We start from the raw sequence: 19,007 nt of genomic DNA on the forward strand, positions 1-19,007 counted from the left end.
ACATACGTCGATAGTTAGGCATAGCCGCGAAGCCTGGAGCGAGGGGCGGATCTTGCTACCCTGGAGCGACGGTGGGAACGCATCCGGGGCGAGGCCCTGTCTCGGTCGCAGTCCCTGGACCTCCTGAGGGAAGCGGCAGCAGCATGGACATGACCGGTGCGCAGTGGCGCAAGAGCACCAAGAGCGGCGGCAACGGCGGCAACTGCGTCGAGGTTGCCGACAACCTGCCCGGCGTCGTCCTCGTCCGCGACACGAAGGACCGCGACGGCGGGACCCTCTCCTTCTCGCCAACCGCGTGGCGCGGTTTCGTCGACCTGGCGAAGAACGTCGGCTGACCCCACTCGACCCGCTGTCCCTTCAAACCGCAGGCCCTCGGCATACGCCGGGGGCTTGTTCCGTGGCTGGAACGCCACGCAGCGCCCACCGCCCGCGCCGAGCAGAGGTAGGCAGACTTCGACACAGCCCCAAACGCCAACCGGGGCCAGGCACTGCGGCGGGACGTCGAGCGAGTGTGTGAGCGCCTTCCCTGAACCCTCCCCGGCGCTGCGGCGCTACGGCGCTCGACTCGTGGGCGACGGGTCAGTCGTGGTTTCCTTGCCTCCGTCCCACCTTTTGGACGTTGGAGGAGAACATGATCGAGTCGCTGCTGGTCGCGAACCGGGGCGAGATCGCCCGCCGGATCATCCGTACCGCGAAACGGCTCGGGGTTCGCGCCATCGTGGTGCACTCGGAGGCGGACGCCGGCCTGCCGTTCGTGGCCGAGGCCGACGAGGCGGTCTGCGTGGGCCCGGCCAACCCGGCCCAGAGCTACCGCAACGTCGAGGCGATCCTCGCCGCCGCGAAGTCGACCGGCGCGCAGGCGATCCACCCCGGCTACGGCTTTCTGTCGGAGAACGCCGAGTTCGCCCGTACCGTCGCCGCGAGCGGGCTGGTCTGGGTCGGGCCCGGCGCGGACGCGATCACCGCGATGGGCGACAAGATCAACGCCCGGAACCTGATGGCGGCGGCCGGCGTGCCGGTCGCGCCGGGCACCACCGAGCCGGCGGCCGACCTGGACGCGGCGGTCGTCGCCGCCGCCGGGATCGGCTACCCGGTGATGGTCAAGGCGGCGGCCGGTGGCGGCGGGATGGGCATGGGCGTGGCGACCGACGAGGCCGCGCTGCGCACCGAGTACGACAAGGTGCGCGCGTTCGCCGAGCGGATGTTCGGTGACGGCTCGGTGCTGATCGAGCGGTACTTCCCCAGGGTGCGCCACGTCGAGGTGCAGATCCTCGGCCTGGCCGACGGCCGGGTGGTGGCGCTCGGCGAGCGGGAGTGCTCGGTGCAGCGGCGCAACCAGAAGTTGGTCGAGGAGTCCCCGTCCCCGGCGGTCTCGCCGGAGCTGCGCGAGCGCCTCCTCGCCGCCGCGGTGCGCGCGGGCGAGGCGGTCGGCTACCGCAACGCCGGCACGGTCGAGTGCCTGCTGGTCCCGAACCGGCGGGACGTCGAGGGTCCTGGTCCCGGCTCCGAGGAGTTCTTCTTCCTGGAGATGAACACCCGGCTCCAGGTCGAGCACCCGGTCACCGAGTACGTCTACGGCGTCGACCTGGTCGAGGAGCAGTTGCGCGTCGCCTCCGGCCTGGCCCCGACCTTCGACCCGGACGCACTCGCGCCGCGCGGGCACGCCATCGAGCTGCGGATCAACGCCGAGGATCCGAAGCGGTTCCTCCCCGGCCCCGGCGTGATCAGGACCTGGAACGAGCCCACCGGCGAGGGCGTCCGGGTCGACTCCGGTTATGTCGCCGGCAACACGGTGACCCCGTTCTACGACAGCCTGATGGCCAAGCTCATCGTGAGCGGCGGCGACCGGGCGGAGGCCGTCGAACGGGCCCGGGCGGCGGTGGCGTCCTTCGAGATCGCCGGACCGAAGTGCAACCTCCCGTTCTTCGCGGAGTTGCTGGAGAACGAGGAGTTCCTCTCCGGCGACTACGACACCGGCATCGTCGGCCGGATGCGCTGACCGTTCCGGCCCGCCGGTCCGTTGCCCTCGAGCCCGCCCACCGCGATGAACGGGACGGGCACGAACGCGATGGAGCCGGCGGGACGGGGGTCGCGTTGCCAGTAGTCAGGTATCGGGCGGCGACGGTGCCCGCCCGGGTGGCCGGGAAGCGGTCGAGCCGGCCGGAGCCTTGCGCCCGCGAGCGACCACGGTGCGCCGGGCGGGATCCGGACGAGGACGTTGACGACGTCCCGTCCGGACAGCTCAATGGCGGATCTTCCCGCAACGCTCGGCGACCCAGAAGTCGCGCCCCTTCTGGGTGGCGAGCACGATGAACGTGAGCGCTGCTCCCATGGCGTACACCCTCGCTCCCGGCCCCTTGTCCCAGTTGGTGGCGGGGAAGCTCGCGAGCAGCCATTCTCCTGCGGCCGAGAGCAGCAGGAGCCAGCCGAGGACGAGCCCGATGCGCTCCGTGGCGCGGCCCGCCGAGCGCTCGCCAGCGACGCCGAGGAAAATGAGCGTCGCGCCTGCGATCACGAGGAGACCGAGGAACACCACGGCGTAGAACCCGTCGGTCTTGCCTGCGGTGAATCCCATCGTCAGCAGGCTCTCGTTGTGCAGCTTTCCCTTCTCCTCGAAGGCAGCGTACGGAAGCAGCAGCCCGGTGATGACCAGGCTGGCAGCAGTCAGTGACACGAGGTGCAGCAGGGTCGTCTCGAGCCGGCTGACCTGCTGGCGCAGCTGTAACGCCTCGCGCCTCAGGTCCTCTTTTGTTGTGTCGTCCACGGCGGAGAGATTAGCAGCCATGCATGGATCCGAAGATCTCGTGGACGCAGCGATCCTGGGGGCGGCCTGGCGTCCGATGCCGGCCTTCTGGTTCCCTGGAGGGACCACCGGTCGGCCGGCTTCGGCTGCCGGCCGCCTTCACCAGAGGCGGCCCGGCACGACGACACCCCGGCGACCCGATGTCACAGCGAGGTGACCATGAGCCAGATGCCAGCGGCGGTGTCGATCCGCGAGGTCGGGCCGCGCGACGGGCTCCAGAACGAGGAGCCGGTCCCGACCGAGGCCAAGGTGCGACTGGTCGACGCGCTCTCCCACACCGGGGTACGCCGGATCGAGGCGGTGTCGTTCGTGCACCCGAAGGCCATCCCGCAGATGGCCGACGCCGACGAGGTGTGGCAGCGGGTCGCGAAGGCCCCCGGGGTGCGCTACTCGGCGCTGGTGCCGAACACCCGGGGCGCGCAGCGCGCCCTCGCGGCCGGGTTCACCGAGATCGAGGTGGTGGTCTCGGCCAGCGACACGCACAACCGGCGCAACGTCAACCGGTCCACCGACGAGTCCCTCGACGACATCGCGGAGCTGATCGACCTGCTGCACGGTGCCGGGGCGACGGCCGAGGTGATCGTGGCGACCAGCTTCGGCTGCCCGTACGAGGGCGACGTGGACCCCCTGCGGGTCGCGGGCATCGTCGACCGGGTGGTCCGCGACGGCGCGGACCGGGTCGCGTTCGGCGACACCACGGGCATGGGTACGCCCCGGCGGGTCCGCGAGCTGGTGACCGCCGTACGCGACCGCAACGCGCACGTCCCGGTGCTGCTGCACTTCCACAACACCCGGGGCACCGCGTTGGCGAACCTGCTGACCGCGCTGGAGCTCGGGGTCACCGAGTTCGACGCCAGCGTCGGCGGCCTCGGCGGCTGCCCGTACGCCCCGGGGGCCAGCGGCAACCTGGCCACCGAGGAGGCGGTGCACATGCTGCACGACATGGGCATCGACACGGGCATCGACCTGGACGCCCTGATCGGGGCGGCGGAGCTCGCCGAGGAGTTGCTCGGCAAGAAGCTCCCGTCCGGCGTGCTGCGCGCCGGCCCCCGTACCCGTCTCGCAGCCCTGCCGGCCTGAGGCCGTTCCGGGTCCTCGCCCCCGGCTGCGATCCGGTGGGGCGACTGCGGAGCGGCGGGTCGCAGGTGGGTGGGGGAATGCGTTAGCCTAACGATCGTTTAGGCAACATGTCGTGCGGCCGTGCGGCCACGCGGCCGGTCAGGCGGCTAGGGGGTCGGCGTGACGCTCGACGGTGAGGCACTGGAGCAGCTGCGCAAGCGCGCCCAGGCCGGCGGTGCGGACAAATACCATGCGGCGAACGCCGCCAAGGGCAAGCTCTTCGCCCGCGAGCGGGTGGCGCTCCTGGTCGACGAGGGCTCGTTCGTCGAGGACGGCCTCTACGCCAACGCGACGGCCGAAGGCCTGCCCGCCGACGGCGTGGTCACCGGCACCGCCACCATCGACGGCCGGCAGGTCTGCCTGATGGCCAACGACTCCACGGTCAAGGCCGGCAGCTGGGGCGCCCGGACCGTCGAGAAGATCATCCGAATCATCGAGCGGGCGTACTCGACCGGCGTGCCGATGGTCTACCTGGTCGACTCGGCCGGCGCCCGGATCACCGACCAGGTCGACCTCTTCCCCGGCCGGCGCGGTGCCGGGAAGATTTTCTGGAACCAGGTTCGGGCCTCCGGCTCAATTCCGCAGGTCTGCGCGCTGTTCGGGCCGAGCGCGGCCGGCGGGGCGTACATTCCGGCGTTCTGCGACGTGGTCGCGATGGTGGACGGCAACGCCAGCATGTACCTCGGCTCCGACCGGATGGTCGAGATGGTCACCGGGGAGAAGACCACCCTGGAGGCGATGGGCGGGGCGAAGGTCCACTGCGCCGAGTCCGGCGTCGGGCACTTCCTGTGCAAGACCGAGGCCGACGCGCTCGACGTGGTCCGGCGCTACCTGTCGTACCTGCCGGCGAACTGGACGCAGGCGCCGCCCGCCGCCGAGGCCGTCGCCGCGCCGGAGAAGGTCGACCTGGCCGCGCTCGTCCCGGCCAGCGAGCGGCAGGCGTTCGACATGCGCCGGTACGTGAAGGGGCTGCTCGACGACGGCTCGTTCTTCGAGATCCAGGCGCTCTGGGCCAGGGAGCTGACCATCGGGTTCGGCCGGCTGAACGGCGAGGTCGTCGGCGTGATCGGCAACAACTCGATGTTCAAGGGCGGGGTGCTCTTCGTCGACTCGGCCGACAAGGCGACCCGGTTCGTGCAGCTCTGCGACGCGTTCAACGTGCCGCTGCTCTTCCTGAGCGACGTGCCCGGGTTCATGGTCGGCAGCGTGGTGGAGCGGCAGGGCATCATCCGGCACGGCGCCAAGATGATCACCGCGATCTCCGAGGCGACCGTGCCGAAGATCTGCGTGGTGGTCCGTAAGGCGTACGGCGCGGGCCTGTATGCGATGGCCGGTCCCGGCTTCGAGCCGGATGCCACGATCGCCCTGCCCACCGCGAAGATCGCGGTGATGGGCGCGGAGGCCGCCGTCAACGCCGTCTACGCCAACAAGATCGCGGCCATCGCCGACGAGGCCGAGCGGGCCGCCTTCGTCGCCGCCAAGCGCGAGGAGTACGAGCGGGACATCGACGTCGTACGGCTCGCCAGCGAGCTGGTGGTCGACGCGATCATCGAGCCGCACGAGCTGCGCGCCGAACTGGTCCGCCGGTTCGCCGCCGCCCGGACGAAGGACCGGCACTTCTCCCGCCGCCGGCACGGCGTCACCCCGGTCTGATCCCCGCGCCCGTCGGGCCCGCACCGCCACCCCCACCCGGACCACCCCATCCGTCGGCGTCACGAGCGCCCGGCGGAGGAACCCGCACAGGAGGAACCGATGGACTTCCGGCTCACCGACGAGCAAGAGGCGCTACGGGAGAGCGTCCGGGAATTCGCCCGCGAGGTGGTCGCGCCGGTGATCGCCGAGCACTACGAGAAGCACACCTTCCCGTACGAGGTGATCCGGCAGATGGGCAAGATGGGCCTGTTTGGCCTGCCCTTCCCGGAGGAGCACGGCGGCATGGGCGGTGACTACTTCGCGCTCTGCCTCGTCCTGGAGGAGCTGGCCCGGGTCGACTCCAGCGTGGCGATCACCCTGGAGGCGGCGGTCTCCCTCGGGGCGATGCCGATCTTCCGTTTCGGCACCGCCGAGCAGCAGGCGCAGTGGCTGCCCAGGCTGGTCAGCGGCGAGGCCCTAGCGGGCTTCGGCCTCACCGAGCCCGGCACCGGCTCGGACGCCGGCGGCACCCAGACGAGAGCGGTGCTGGACTCCGCCACGGACGAGTGGGTGATCAACGGTTCGAAGGCGTTCATCACCAACTCGGGCACCGACATCACCGTCCTGGTGACGGTCACCGCCGTCACCGGCATCCGGCCGGACGGCTCCAAGGAGCTGTCCACGATCCTGGTGCCCTCCGGCACCCCGGGCTTCACAGTCGCTCCCGGCTACTCCAAGGTCGGCTGGAACGCCTCGGACACCCACGAGCTGACCTTCGACGACTGCCGGGTCCCGGCGGCCAACCTGCTCGGTGAGCGCGGCCGGGGCTTCGCCCAGTTCCTGCGCATCCTCGACGAGGGCCGGATCGCCATCGCCGCCCTGGCGGTCGGCCTCGCCCAGGGCTGCGTCGACGAGTCGATCAAGTACGCCAAGGAGCGTCAGGCGTTCGGCCAGCCGATCGGCAACTACCAGGCGATCCAGTTCAAGATCGCCGACATGGAGCTGAAGGCGCACACTGCCCGCCTCGCCTACTACGACGCGGCGGCCCGGATGCTGGCCGGCGAGCCGTTCAAGCGGCAGGCGGCGATCGCCAAGCTGCACGCCAGCACCATCGCGGTGGACAATGCCCGCGAGGCCACCCAGATCCACGGCGGCTACGGCTTCATGAACGAGTACCCGGTGGCCCGGTTCTGGCGCGACTCGAAGATCCTGGAGATCGGCGAGGGCACCAGCGAGGTCCAGCGGATGATCATCGCCCGCGATCTCGGCCTCTGACGGAAAGGAAGGGCCCCTTCTTAACGCCTCCGGTATAGAAGGGTCCCCCTCTCACCGCAACCGCTGGGCGGTGCGCTGTCGGATATCCGCGCCTCGGGGCGTCGGCAGGCCGACGATTGCCTGCCGGCAGTCACACCCGATCCGTACCCTTCCTGCCCATGGCTTCCGATCATGGTCGTTCGCCGGGCGCGGACGGCCGTACCGGACTGTCTGACCTGTTGTGCGCGTATCGACGCGCGGCCGGCCTCACCCAGGCCGAGTTGGCGTCCCGGGCGGGCGTCGGCGTGCGGACGGTCCGCGACGTGGAGCGCGGTCGGTCCGTGCGACCGCAGCGGACCACCGTCGAACTGCTCGCCGCCGCGCTCGACCTTGCCGGCCCGGCGCGTGCGGAGTTCGTGGCCGCCGCCCGGGGCGCGACCGCGCCCCGATCCGCCGGGCACCCGCCCTCCGTTTCCGGCCCCGGGCCGTCGTGGCGCCCGCCCCCGGTCCTTGCCCGGTCCGGCGGTACGCCGATCGCGCTTCCGCCCCCGGTCGAGCTGATCGGCCGGGAGCGGGACGTGGTCGAGCTGGTCGACCTGCTCACCGCCGACCATGGCCCGCCGGTGGTCAGCCTGGTCGGGCTGGCCGGGGTGGGAAAGACGGCGCTGGCCCTGGCGGTGGCCCATGCCGTCGCGGGTCGAGCGCCGGGTGCGGTGGCCGGGGTGCTCGCCGGGGAGGGCTCGGACGCCGCCGACGTGCTCTCGGCGGTGGCGGCCGTGTTCGGTGACGCACGTCCTCCGGACCTCGCCGTCCGGCTCGCCGGCCGTCCGGCGCTGCTGTTGATCGACGCGGTGGAGCGGGCGCCGGACCCGGTGGCTGAGGCGCTGCACCGACTCGGCCGGGCGGTGCCCACGCTGCGGGTGCTGGTGACCGGGCGGCATCCGGTCGGGGTGACCGGTGAACGGGTCTGGCCGGTGCCACCGCTGGACGTGCCCCCGCCCGAGCTCGACCCGGCGGAGCCGGACGCACTGGCGGGCTACCCGGCGGTGGCGCTGTTCACCGCCCGCCTGGCCCGGGTACGACGGGAGCCGCCGGCCCCGGCCGAGCTGCCGGCGCTCGCCGCGCTGGCCCGCCGGCTGGGCGGACTGCCGCTGGCCATCGAGCTGATGGCTGCCCGGGGGCGCATCCTCGACCTCAACGAGCTGCTTGACCGGTACGGCGACCGCGTCCTCGACCTTGCCACCTCACCGGCACCGGCGCCGGGGTGGGCGGTGGGCGGGGCGGCGGCGGTGGGCGGGGCGCCGGTCACCCTGCGGGACGCGGTGGCGGACAGCTACCGCCTACTCGCGCCGGACGAACGGACGGCGCTGCGCCGGCTCTCGGTGTTCCGTAACCGCTGGTCCGTGGAGTTGGCCGAGGAGATGCTGGCCGACGACGCCGATCCGGAGGGCACCGTGTCGGTCGACCCGGTGCCGCTGCTGGACCGGCTGCTCCAGCTCGGCCTGCTCAGCGTCCGGGGCGTCGGGCCGTTCCGGTTCGGACTGCTCGACGCGGTGCGGGAGTTCGCCGCCGAGCAGGCCATCGTCGCCGGCGAGCTGAGCGCCGTACGACGGCGGCACGCCGAGGTCTTCGCGGGCCTGGTGACCAGGACCGTCGCCGAGTTGGTCGGTCCCCAGCTCGCCTTGGCGGGACGCCGGCTGGACGAGGCGAGTGGCGACATCGCGGCGGCCCTGGCGCACGCGGCGCTCGACAACCCGGTCACCGCGCTGCAGTTGGCCGTCGGACTGGCCCGCTGGTGGCGGTTCCGGGGACGTGACGTCCTCGGGCGGCAGTGGCTGCGCCGGCTGCTGGACGACCCACGTACTGCGGACGCCGATCCGAGGTTGCGCGCGTGGGCGGCGCTCGGGGCAGCCCGGCTGGCTGCCGAGCATGGGGCTGCGGAGCAGGAGTTGCCGGCGGCGCGGGCCGCGTGGGCGGTGTTCCACCGGGCCGGCGACGTGTCGGGTGAACTGGAGGCGCGCACGGTGCTCGGCGTACTGCTGGTCACGACCGCCGCGCACGATGAGGCGCGGGAGCAGGCACTCACGGTCCTCGCCCTGGCCACCCGCCACGCCCGGGTACGCGACATGGCCGTGGCGCAGAACAGTCTCGCCTGGCACGAGACCCGGCTTGGTGATCTGGTCGGTGCCCGTCGCCGGCTGGCCGCGGTGGACCGGCTGGCCGCGCAGTGCGGCGAGCGGCGGCTGCGGGTGCTGGCCCGGGCGAACCTGGCCGAGGTGACCCGGCTGGAGGGCCGGTACGCCGACGCCGTGGCGCAGGGCCGACGGGTGCTGGCCGGGCTGGCGGAGCTGGGTGATCCGTTGCACCGGCGGCGGGCCCTCGGCACGGTCGGACTGGCCCTGGCCCAGGACGGGCGCCCGGACGAGGCGACCGAGGTGCTGGCCGGACTCCGCTCCTGCGTGGCCGAGGAGGTGGCTCTCGGCTCGGAATCGGCCGACCGCCGGACGGCACCCGGGTGTGCACCGGCCCGTGGTCAGCAGCAGTTCTTCGGGTCAGGTCAACCGATGGTCGGCCACCGGCCCGGGGAGGCCCGGCCCGAGGACACGGACTGCGCGCTCATCGAGGCGAACATCGCCCTGCATCGGGGAGACCGGACCCTGGCGACGGAGTGGTTCGCCGCCGCAGCCGAGTTCGGCGCCGTCGGCTCGGACCGTCGGGATGTGGTGGAGGCCCTGGTCGGGTTGACGGCGAGCACCGGTGACGCGGGTGTGCTGGACCGGCTCGACCAACTCTGTCAAGACAGCGGCATCAGCCTGCTGCCCCGGGAGGCCGCGCAGCTCGCGGCCCTGAGGGGCGGCGGCCGGACTTCCCCGGAGAACAGCACGGAGGTGGAGCGGTGAAGCCGAGAAAGAGAGATGAAGCCGAGGCGGAGAGGTCACGCCGAGGGAGAGAGGTGACGCGGGGGTGACGCGAGCGAAGAAGCCCCCTGGTGAAACCCCTCGCTCATCGCTCGCGCCAGCACCCCCCGGTGCGCCCCCGCTTGAGGTCAGCCTAGCCACCTCGGGTGGGGGAGTTCGTCCGTTCCGCCCGGATAGTTACCGCTGGTCGGGCGGGTTCTGCCGGTCTTTCTGCCGGTGTCGTCCGCCCGGAGCGGGCCCGGAGCGGGTCCGGAGCGGGCCGGGAGCGGGCCGGGAGCGGGTCCGGAGCGGGCCCGGAGCGGGCGGCGGATCAGTCGTCGCCCGTCGGGGCGCTCGGCTGACCCGAGGCCGGGTCGGCGCTGCCCGCCGTCGCCCCCGGGTGCACCGCGTCGCGCACCCGCCTGAGGCCGTTGAGGAGGGCGCGCAGCGCCTCCGGCTCCAACTGGCCGGTGAACCACTGCTCGATGATGCGCAGGTGCCCGGGGAGGGTCTTGTCCAGCCGCCCCAGGCCGGCCGCGGTGATCACGGCGTACGAGCTGCGCCGGTCGGAGGGACACGCCCGGCGGCAGATGAGCCCGTCGCGTTCCATCCGGTCCACCACCCGGGTCACGCCGCTGGTCGAGAGGGAGGTCTGCGCGGCCAGGTCCGTCATTCTGAGCTGGTTGCCGGGTGAGCGGGCGAGGCGGGCCAGCACCTCGAACTCGACCGAGGAGAGCCCGTTCTCCTCGAACTGGGCGGCGAACCGGGCTGACAGCCCGGCGTTCGCCTCGATGAGCAGGCCGACGGCAGTGATCCGGGGGTCGTTGAACACGTTCTGGTCCACCGGCCCATAGTATCAGTACTTGACACAGGGAATGTTGCTGTAGCTATAGTTGCTTTGTCAGTCATTAGGCTCCTGAACAAAATCTCCTGGAGGTAGCACCATGACCAGCAGCATCGGATCGGCCACCCGCGAGTGGGCCGGCCTCACCATCCCCGCCGCCGGCACCTACCTGCTGGACGCGGCTCACAAGCGGGTCGGTTTCGTCGCCCGGCACATGATGGTCAGCAAGGTCCGCGGTGAGTTCGCCGACGCGACCGCCACGATCACGATCTCGGAGGACCCGCTGCAGTCCTCGGTCGTCGCGACCATCCAGGCTGCCAGCATCAACACCGCCCAGGCCGACCGCGACGGTCACCTGCGCAGCCCCGAGTTCCTGGACGTCGAGACCTTCCCGACCCTGGAGTACCGGAGCACGGGCGTGAAGTCCCACGACGGCAACGAGTTCGTCCTCTCCGGCGAGCTGACCATCAAGGGCGTCACCCGCGCGGTGGAGCTGGAGGTCGAGTTCGAGGGCACCGGCCGCAGCCCCTTCGGCCAGGACATCTTCGGCTTCTCCGCCAGCACCGAGATCGACCGCGAGGATTTCGGCCTGACCTGGAACGTCGCCCTGGAGACGGGCGGCGTGCTGGTCGGCAAGAAGATCAAGCTTGAGATCGAGGGCGAGGCCGTCCGCCAGGCCTGATCCCCGGCCGCGAGAACCTCGCGCCCTCGTACCGGAACCCCGCCGGCCCGCGTCGCACCAGTCGGCGCGGGCCGGCGGCCGTCACGGGTGACGCGACGGGACGGGTGCGATTTCTCACGGGACGGGGGCCGCCGCGAGTGGTGGCGGGCAGGCCCACCTGGGTAGAGACCCGTCGGAAGCGCGCTCCGGCCCCGGCCGCGGTCGTCCGTCGCGGTGATCACCCGGCGTCGGCCTCTGGCCCGGCGCGTCGGCCGCTTTTACCGTGGATGGTTCACCACGCGCTGCGAGGCGACACCGCCCGTTGCGCCTCGCCCCGGGAGGACACATGGGCAGGGACGTCGAGCAGGACGCCTTCTCCCGAGACGACAGGGTCCGCTACCGGCAGAAGGTCCGACGGTGTCTGGACGTCTTCGCGTTGATGCTGGACGACTTCGGGTTCGACGCCGACCGGCCGATGACCGGGCTGGAGATCGAACTCAACCTGATGGATCCGGCGGCCGAGCCGGCGATGCGCAACGAACAGATCCTCGCGGACATCGCCGACCCGCTCTTCCAGACCGAGCTGGGGCAGTTCAACCTGGAGTTGAACGCCCGGCCCCGGCTGATCGAGGGCAGCGGCTTCGCCGACTACGAGCGCGAGCTGTGCGGCAGCCTGACCCGGGCCGACGATCGGGCGGCAAGGTCCGACGCCCGGATCGTCCTGGTCGGCATCCTGCCCACGCTCACCGAGCACCACCTGGTGGCCGACAACCTGTCCACCGCCGCCCGGTACCGGGTGCTCAACGACCAGATCGTGGGCGCCCGCGGCGAGGACATCGAGCTGGACATCCGCGGCGTGGAACGGTTGCGGACGCACAACGACTCCATCGCACCGGAGGCCGCCTGCACCAGCCTCCAGTTCCACCTCCAGGTCGCGCCGGACAGCTTCGCCGACTACTGGAACGCCTCCCAGGCCATCGCCGGCGTCCAGGTGGCGGTCGGGGCGAACTCCCCCTTCCTGTACGGCCGGCAGCTCTGGGCCGAGACCCGGATCGCCCTGTTCCAGCAGGCCACCGACACCCGCCCCGACGAGCTGAAGGCCCAGGGCGTACGCCCCCGAGTCTGGTTCGGCGAGCGGTGGATCACCTCGATCTTCGACCTCTTCGAGGAGAACGTCCGCTACTTCCCGCCGCTGCTGCCGATCTGCGAGGACGAGGACCCCGTCGAGGTCCTGCACGCCGGCGGCGTCCCCGAGCTGGCGGAGCTGCGGCTGCACAACGGCACGGTGTACCGCTGGAACCGGCCGGTCTACGACATCATGAACGGCCGGCCGCACCTGCGGGTGGAGAACCGGGTGCTGCCGGCCGGCCCGACCGTGGTCGACATGCTGGCCAACGCCGCCTTCTACTTCGGACTGGCCCGGGGGCTGGCCGAGGCCGACCGGCCGATCTGGAGCCGGCTCACGTTCAGCTCGGCGGAGGAGAACTTCCACACCGCGGCCCGGCGCGGCCTGGACGCCGTTCTGCACTGGCCCGGCCTCGGGGACGTGCCGGTGACCAAGCTGGTGCTCGACACCCTGCTACCGACGGCGGCGACCGGCCTGGACCGCTTCGGCGTCGCACCGGCCGAGCGGGACCGCCTGCTCGGCATCATCGAGCAGCGCTGCCGCACCGGGCGCAACGGTGCGGTGTGGCAGACCGAGGCGGTCTGGGCCGCCGAGCGTCATCGGGGGATGGATCGTGACGCCGCCCTGCACCACATGGTGCAGCGCTACGCGACGCTTCAGAGCACCAACGAGCCGGTGCACACCTGGCCGGTCGACTGATCCGAGCTCACCGGGTACGCCGGCCGCCGCGAGGCTTCGGCACCGTCGGCGACCGGCGCGTCGCGGCCACCTCCGTACCGTCCCCGGGTACGCCGTCCGCCTCGTCGGGCTCCGCCGTGCGTACAGCGCCCGGGTCGCCCCGCCCGGCCGCCCCGATCTCGTCCCCGGACCCGGTGCCCGCCGCGTCGACGGTCGTGGCCGGCGGCTCGGCACCCGCACCGACGTTCAGGGCGAGCGGTGCGGCGGCGGGCGTTCCCGGGGCGTCGCCGGTTCCGCCGGGGCGTTGCCGGGGCACCGCCACCGACCCGCCGGTTCCGCGCGTCGGCTCCACCGTCACCGGCGCGGGCATCGGCGGCCCGGCTCGCCGGGCCGCCGCGCGTTGGGCCAGCGCGGCGGTCAGCATCGACCCGGCGAGCCCGGCCAGCACCGCATACGGCGCGACGAGATGTGCCGACACCTGCTCCCTCCCGATCGCGGCGATGCCGGGCGTGGCCAGCAGGTAGGCCAGCGCGACGAGCAGCGGACCGGCCGCCCCCGAGGCCGCCGCCCCGAGCCGGTGCTGCGGAGACCGGGCGGCACGCCGCGCGGCCAGCGCCCCGATCAGCAGGGCCGAGGCCAGCGCCAGGAGTGCCCCGGGCCAGTAGAACCAGTCCCGGAGCCAGAAGCCGGGTCGGTCCGCGCTGAGCTGCCAAATGCCGAGCTGGGCGGTGGTCAGCCCACGCCCGGCGAGCACCCCGTCCACCACGGCGACCACCGCGAGCAGCCAGAGCCAGCCGGTGGTGGCGATCACGGCGAACGCCGCTGCCGATGAGCGCAGAACCCACCCGGCAATCAGCACCCCGATCAGCACGCCCGCCCCGGCGTACGCGGCGGCCGTGATCTGCGGGGCGGAAACGGCCGGAACGGTCGCCACCCGGGCCGGCACGGCCACCAACAACACGGTGACCAGCGCGCCGAAGCCGCCGGCGAGCGCCAGCACCGCCGATCCGAGCCCGCCGTCGCCGCCCCGACCGGAGCCGGCACGGGCCGGCGTGGATCCGGTGGCGTCGGAGCCGGCGGCGAGCCCGTCACCAGGCACGCCGGCCGGGTCGAGCACGCCGGTCGGGCTTACGCGGTCCGGCCCGACGACCACGCCGATGGAACCGGGCTGGGCGACCGGGTCGACCGGCCCAGATTCGGTGAGGGGATCGGCCGGGGCGGAGCCGTCCGGCGTCTTGGTGGCGGAGGCGTCGACGGTCGTTGGCCGTTGCGGGTCGCCGGAGTGTGGCGCGGGCCGGGCCGGCGGCACGGCGGGAGCGTCCGGGGCTGATCCGTCAGCGCCTCGCTGTCGCAGTCGTTGGGCGCAGACCGCGCCGGCGATCGTCGAGGTGCTCGCGATCCAGGTCGCCCAGGCCAGACTGGCCACCCAGGCCGTCTCGCCGGCGCCGACGTCCGTCGCCGCCCAGTTGATGATGCCCAGCCCGTAGCCGAAGCCCAGCTGGGCCGCGCCCGCGCCGGCAGCCACACCGACCGCCGTGGCGATCGATCCTTCCCAGCCTCGTCTGGCCATGCCGGGGAGCGTAACGTCCCGAGGTCGGCCCGGCGAGTCGTGGCGGAGAGCCCGCTCCCAGGTGCTTGGTGCGGCCCGGTACCGTCGCCGGTGATGAGGTGGTGGGCGCGATGACGGACGGGAACACCGCTCGGGAGACGTACCCCGACGAGCCGGGCGGAGACGCCGGGTCGGGGCGAAGGGCCAAAGTGCTCGGCGGCGGCCTCGCCGTCGTGCTCCTGGTGACCGCCGGCGCGGCCGGCGGTTGGCTGCTGGCGGGCGAGGACGCCCCCTCCTCCGGTCCGCCGGTGGCGGACGCCGTCACGATGGCTCCGACCACCCCCTCCGACGCCCCGCCGCCGACCTCCCGGGCCGCCGAGCCCACTGTCCGGACCACCGCGCCCGCCTCGCCCACCGGTCTGACCGTCCCGCCCGTGGTGGGCACGGACTTCGAGGACGCCCGGGACGAGCTACGGGACCGCCGGCTCGGTTGGCGGCTGGTCTTCGGCACCGAATCGGGGCGGGACGTGCGGCGCACCGAGCCACCGGTCGGGGCGGACGTGCGCCGGGGCATCACCGTCGTGCTGTACGTCGCCGGGCCGGCACCCCAGGTCAGCGTTCCGGACGTGTTGGACGACGACTGCTCGGACGCGGCCGACGACCTGGTCGACGAGGGCCTCTACCCGCGCTACCGCACGGGCCGGACCGGCATCGTCACCGCCCAGGACCCGGCGCCCGACAGCCCGGCGTACTGGAACGGCGAGGTGGCCCTGACCTGCGGCAGTGAGCCGGCGCAGCCGAGCGGGGAGTCGACCCCCACCCCCTGACCGCGGCTCGCCGCGCTGATCCCGGCCGATGTCGGCGACAGCGGTTAGCGTGGACGTCGAGGGCCAGGCCGCCCGCCCGGTGGGGAGAGGACGTGCGATGAGCGACGACCGACAGGACCCGCCCTCCGCCGGCGCCGACGACCACACCCGCCCGTTGCCCGGCCCGGGCGACGAGACCGGGCCGCTGCCCCGGCCCGGGGAGACCGCCCATCAGCCGGCGACCCCACCGGTCTGGTCCGGGCGGGCCGGGGTCCCGCCGCCGCGCCCGGCGGACTACCGCGAACCGGCCGGCGACGACTGGTACGCCGAGGAGCAGCGCGGTCGGCGCTGGTGGCTGCCGATCCTGCTCGGCATCCTGGGGCTGCTGCTGCTCGGCCTGATCGGGGCCGGCCTCTGGCTGGCCCTGTCGGCCGACGACAGCCCCGGCCCCGGGGGCACCCCCTCGGTGCGGCCGACCACCGCCCCGGCCACGACCGGGGCACCGACGACCGAGGCGACGACCGCCGGGCCGTCCACCACCCCGCCGTCGACCACCGCGGCGGCGGTGCCGATGCCGCCCCTGGTCGGGCTGTCCCTGTCGGCGGCCGAGCGGATCCTGGACCAGTTCGGCATCGAGCACCGGGTCACCGACCGGGAGTCCGACCGGCCGCCCGGAACGGTGATCGGCACCGATCCCGGTCCCGGCGAGTCGGTCCCCGCCGGTCAGGAGGTCACCCTGGTGGTCGCGGTGGCCCCCGCACCCACCACCAGCGCGGTGGAGCCGACGGCGACGACGACGGCCACGCCGACGCCATGACGGATCGGCCGGCGGCCTCCTGAGGGCCGGGCTGCTCACCACCTGCGGCGTCTGGCCCCGACCAGTCCGAGCCCGGCCAGCGAGATGGCCAGGCCGAGGATTCCCGTCCAGAACAGCGAGCGGCTGACGTCGTCCCGGAGGTCGGCTGCCCCGCCCGGTGCCCGGCGGGCCTCGAAGAGCGGGTCGGTTCCGGCGCCGGCGCCCGCCCCGGCCGGGCCGGGGACGTCGATCGCCCCGGCCGGGGCGGGCGTCGGCAGGTGTGTCGGGTCGTTCCGGACCGGGTCGGGATCGGGCCCTTCGTCCACCACTGTGATCTCCGGCGCCGGGACCGGAGCGCCCAGGTCGGTGGCGGACAGGCCCGGATGGCGGACCACCACCAGGAGCGTGGTGACGGCGCCCAGGAGCGCCAGCAGACCGAAGGCGTAGAGGGTGCGGGACCGGTGGTGCCGCCGCGCGGCGGGCAGTATGACCATGACCATCCCAGGTTCAGGGTCCGGGGCGCGCGGGGTGGAGACGTTCGCCGGGGTGGGCGTATCGAGCCTATGCCGCCGACACGGTCCCCGACCTGGGATTGCGGCGGTCAGCCCACCCGGACCGGCGTGCGGGCCACCGGGCGGCGCGAATGGGCGGTGTGCTGCCGGGGCTGCGCCGCAGCCTGGAGCTGACGAAGCCCGGCCGCCTGAACGAAGATCGACCGCCGGTTGACCGCGTCCCCCGTCGCGTCCAACTCGTAGCCGTCGAGCCAGACCCAGCCGTCGTACGTGGGCCAGTCGTGCACCCGGATCACGCGGAACATGATCGGTTTGAGGAACTGGACACTTGCCGCGCGAGTCACGTGCAGTACGTCACCTGAGCGGGGAAGCACAGTGGGCTCCTGGGGAGGATCGGCCGGCACGTAGCCAGCGGGTGATTCGGGGATGTCGCCGCCGGCGATGGGGTCGTGCCCCCTGAACCGGCCGGGCGGGGTGTGATGGTCGGGTTGTGCCCGCTGGTGGCGTGCCGACACCCGACCATCACCCGACTGCTCCGCCTCGTCGCGCCCGCCGTCGCAGCCGTTCGGCATGCGGCGACGGGGTCTTGAGCCGGGGCAGGTCCGTCGTGTGGTGCCCGGACCAGGTGCCTCGACGGGACGCTCCCCTTGCGGTGGAGCGCCCACCTCCGGCCGGTTGACCGGAACAGCGAGTCACCTGATCCCTACGGACAGAGTGCATCAGCGGCGTGCCACATGCAAGTTGCATGTCGACTTTTGCCGATACGTGAGCGGCTCGCGGAAATAGGCGCTTGATGCCGCCGTCCCCGGGGCGGCACACTGGACGCCGGTTTCGCCGTCGCGGCCGGCCGACGACCGGCACCATCGACTTGCCGCGAAAGCTCGCCCGCCGCCTCGACGGTCGCGCCCCCGGCGGGCGTCGACCCCGGGCGCGATCGACCGGAGGTAACCGGGTGAGCGCGAGCAGCGATCGGTCCGGCCCAGTGGCCCGTGGGGGGACACCGTGAGCGAGCGGCGCAGCCCCACCATTCGGAAGCGCCGGCTCGGCGCCGAGTTGCGCCGTCACCGCGACAGGGCCGGCATCACCATCGATACGGTCGCCGAGCAGTTGGAGTGCTCCGCGTCGAAGATCTCCCGAATCGAGACCGGCCACACCACCGCCACCCCGCGCGACGTCCGCGACATGCTGCTGATCTACGGGGTGTCCGGCGCCGAGAGCGACGAGCTGGTGCAGATCGCCCGGGAGGCCCGGCAGAAGGGGTGGTGGCACCCGTACAGCACCGTTCTGGTCGGCGCGTACGTCGGCCTCGAGTCGGCCGCGAGCTCCATCCGGGCGTTCGAGCAGCAGGTCGTGCCGGGGCTGTTGGAGACCGAGGAGTACGCCTCGGCCATGATCCGGTCCGCCCGCCCGGACTTCACGGCCGACCAGGTCGCACAACGGGTGCGTGTCCGACTCGGCCGCCAGTCGTTGTTGACCCAGGACGATCCGGTCGATCTGTGGGTGGTGCTCGATGAGGCGGTGCTGAACCGGCCGGTGGGCGGCGACGCGGTGATGCGTGGTCAGCTCAAGCGGCTGGTGGAGGTGGCGGAGTTGCCGAACGTGACGCTCCAGATCCTGCCGTTCTCGGTAGGGGCGCACGCCGGCATGGACGGCACGTTCACCATCCTCAGCTTCCCAGAAGCGGGTGATCCCGATGTCGTGTACGCGGAGAACGCCACGGGTGGGCTCTTCCTGGAGAAGAGCGACGAACTGCAGAAGTACAGCTTCATCTTCGATCACATTCGAGCAGCGGCCACACGCCCGGAGGAATCCATCGCACAAATCGCAAAACTGGCAGAGGAGCCGTTGTGGAAATGGCGACCAAGGGGTCCCGTGGGGACCTGACGCGGGCGACGTGGTTCAAGAGCTCGAAGAGCGGGCCGAACTGTGACAACTGCGTAGAGGTGGCGTACGTGACCGAGGCGGTCGGAGTACGGGACTCGAAGGACAAGAGCGGTCCCGCCCTGATTTTCGCTCCGGTGGAATGGCACGCCTTTGTCGCTGGTACCAGGGACGGCATGTTCGTGCGGGAGTGATCGAGAAGACCCAAGACGCGACGGGCGCGGGCCCCCCCCCCCAAATTTTCGCGCCGGCCCCCCCCCCCCCGGAAAGCCCGGGCCGGAACCCCCCCCCCGGCCCCGGGGGGGCCCCCCCCCCGCCCCCCCCCCCGCCCGGGGGGGGGCGGCGGGGCGAGGTCGACTCCGCCGACATCAGCGACCGCTGCCCTCGCCGTCTCACGTTGGCCTATGTCGATGTCGATGTCGATGTCGATGTCGGGGGAGAGGGTTTGG

At 72.7% G+C, this 19,007-nt stretch carries 17 protein-coding genes and 1 pseudogene; 13 read left to right on the forward strand and 5 right to left on the reverse strand.

Annotated features, from left to right (window positions below; genetic code table 11):
• Positions 1-48: 48 nt before the first annotated feature.
• The 3 genes and pseudogenes from SNR22_RS21275 to SNR22_RS21285 form a co-directional block, all read left to right on the forward strand.
• A pseudogene (locus SNR22_RS21275) lies at positions 49-153 on the forward strand (XRE family transcriptional regulator); the annotation flags it as partial.
• Positions 150-335 (forward strand): DUF397 domain-containing protein, encoded by a 186-nt coding sequence (locus tag SNR22_RS21280; protein ID WP_320068402.1) that lies wholly within the window; start codon positions 150-152, stop codon positions 333-335. The pseudogene SNR22_RS21275 and the gene SNR22_RS21280, both read left to right, overlap by 4 nt.
• A 296-nt stretch (positions 336-631) precedes the next feature.
• On the forward strand, positions 632-1,999 hold the full coding sequence (locus SNR22_RS21285) for an acetyl/propionyl/methylcrotonyl-CoA carboxylase subunit alpha (RefSeq protein WP_320068403.1): 1,368 nt from the start codon (positions 632-634) through the stop codon (positions 1,997-1,999).
• A 243-nt stretch (positions 2,000-2,242) separates the two neighbouring features.
• Here SNR22_RS21285 and SNR22_RS21290 read toward each other — a convergent pair whose 3' ends face one another.
• Complete coding sequence (locus tag SNR22_RS21290) at positions 2,243-2,764, reverse strand: hypothetical protein (RefSeq protein ID WP_320068381.1); 522 nt, start codon at positions 2,762-2,764, stop codon at positions 2,243-2,245.
• A gap of 207 nt (positions 2,765-2,971) precedes the next feature.
• Between SNR22_RS21290 and SNR22_RS21295 the strand changes: the two genes are divergently transcribed.
• From SNR22_RS21295 to SNR22_RS21310, 4 genes are all read left to right on the forward strand, one after another.
• Complete coding sequence (locus SNR22_RS21295; RefSeq protein ID WP_320068404.1) at positions 2,972-3,883, forward strand: hydroxymethylglutaryl-CoA lyase; 912 nt, start codon at positions 2,972-2,974, stop codon at positions 3,881-3,883.
• A gap of 159 nt (positions 3,884-4,042) precedes the next feature.
• Positions 4,043-5,575 carry an acyl-CoA carboxylase subunit beta gene (locus SNR22_RS21300; protein WP_320068382.1) on the forward strand — a complete coding sequence of 511 codons (1,533 nt, stop codon included), beginning with the start codon at positions 4,043-4,045 and terminating at the stop codon, positions 5,573-5,575.
• Positions 5,576-5,674: 99 nt separating this feature from the next.
• Positions 5,675-6,829 carry an acyl-CoA dehydrogenase family protein gene (locus SNR22_RS21305; RefSeq protein WP_320068383.1) on the forward strand — a complete coding sequence of 385 codons (1,155 nt, stop codon included), beginning with the start codon at positions 5,675-5,677 and terminating at the stop codon, positions 6,827-6,829.
• 158 nt (positions 6,830-6,987) lie between these two features.
• On the forward strand, positions 6,988-9,708 hold the full coding sequence (locus tag SNR22_RS21310) for an ATP-binding protein (protein WP_320068384.1): 2,721 nt from the start codon (positions 6,988-6,990) through the stop codon (positions 9,706-9,708).
• Between the two features lie 328 nt (positions 9,709-10,036).
• Here the strand turns inward: SNR22_RS21310 and SNR22_RS21315 are convergent, their stop codons facing one another.
• The gene (locus SNR22_RS21315) at positions 10,037-10,549 is read right to left on the reverse strand and encodes a MarR family winged helix-turn-helix transcriptional regulator (RefSeq protein WP_320068385.1); all 513 of its coding nucleotides are present in this window, start codon (positions 10,547-10,549) and stop codon (positions 10,037-10,039) included.
• A gap of 100 nt (positions 10,550-10,649) precedes the next feature.
• On the opposite strand from SNR22_RS21315, the gene SNR22_RS21320 reads away from it, so the two are divergent.
• Both SNR22_RS21320 and SNR22_RS21325 read left to right on the forward strand, forming a co-directional pair.
• On the forward strand, positions 10,650-11,231 hold the full coding sequence (locus SNR22_RS21320; protein ID WP_320068386.1) for a YceI family protein: 582 nt from the start codon (positions 10,650-10,652) through the stop codon (positions 11,229-11,231).
• A gap of 325 nt (positions 11,232-11,556) precedes the next feature.
• Positions 11,557-13,035: a glutamate--cysteine ligase gene (locus tag SNR22_RS21325; RefSeq protein WP_320068387.1), complete on the forward strand. Its 1,479-nt coding sequence runs from the start codon at positions 11,557-11,559 to the stop codon at positions 13,033-13,035.
• A 7-nt stretch (positions 13,036-13,042) separates the two neighbouring features.
• Here the strand turns inward: SNR22_RS21325 and SNR22_RS21330 are convergent, their stop codons facing one another.
• The gene (locus SNR22_RS21330) at positions 13,043-14,584 is read right to left on the reverse strand and encodes a hypothetical protein (protein WP_320068388.1); all 1,542 of its coding nucleotides are present in this window, start codon (positions 14,582-14,584) and stop codon (positions 13,043-13,045) included.
• Positions 14,585-14,694: 110 nt separating this feature from the next.
• Between SNR22_RS21330 and SNR22_RS21335 the strand changes: the two genes are divergently transcribed.
• Together SNR22_RS21335 and SNR22_RS21340 are read left to right on the forward strand one after the other, a co-directional pair.
• The gene (locus SNR22_RS21335) at positions 14,695-15,390 is read left to right on the forward strand and encodes a PASTA domain-containing protein (protein ID WP_320068389.1); all 696 of its coding nucleotides are present in this window, start codon (positions 14,695-14,697) and stop codon (positions 15,388-15,390) included.
• 97 nt (positions 15,391-15,487) lie between these two features.
• Positions 15,488-16,186, forward strand: a complete 699-nt coding sequence (locus tag SNR22_RS21340) for a PASTA domain-containing protein (RefSeq protein WP_320068390.1) — start codon at positions 15,488-15,490, stop codon at positions 16,184-16,186.
• 35 nt (positions 16,187-16,221) lie between these two features.
• Here SNR22_RS21340 and SNR22_RS21345 read toward each other — a convergent pair whose 3' ends face one another.
• Positions 16,222-16,665: a hypothetical protein gene (locus tag SNR22_RS21345; protein ID WP_320068391.1), complete on the reverse strand. Its 444-nt coding sequence runs from the start codon at positions 16,663-16,665 to the stop codon at positions 16,222-16,224.
• 101 nt (positions 16,666-16,766) lie between these two features.
• Positions 16,767-17,051, reverse strand: a complete 285-nt coding sequence (locus SNR22_RS21350) for a hypothetical protein (RefSeq protein ID WP_320068392.1) — start codon at positions 17,049-17,051, stop codon at positions 16,767-16,769.
• Positions 17,052-17,679: 628 nt separating this feature from the next.
• On the opposite strand from SNR22_RS21350, the gene SNR22_RS21355 reads away from it, so the two are divergent.
• Together SNR22_RS21355 and SNR22_RS21360 are read left to right on the forward strand one after the other, a co-directional pair.
• Positions 17,680-18,561 (forward strand): helix-turn-helix transcriptional regulator, encoded by an 882-nt coding sequence (locus SNR22_RS21355; RefSeq protein WP_320068393.1) that lies wholly within the window; start codon positions 17,680-17,682, stop codon positions 18,559-18,561.
• On the forward strand, positions 18,531-18,752 hold the full coding sequence (locus SNR22_RS21360) for a DUF397 domain-containing protein (protein WP_320068394.1): 222 nt from the start codon (positions 18,531-18,533) through the stop codon (positions 18,750-18,752). The genes SNR22_RS21355 and SNR22_RS21360 overlap by 31 nt, the downstream gene beginning before the upstream one ends.
• Positions 18,753-19,007: the final 255 nt, after the last annotated feature.

This window comes from Micromonospora sp. RTGN7, assembly GCF_033804645.1.
GTDB lineage: Bacteria > Actinomycetota > Actinomycetes > Mycobacteriales > Micromonosporaceae > Micromonospora.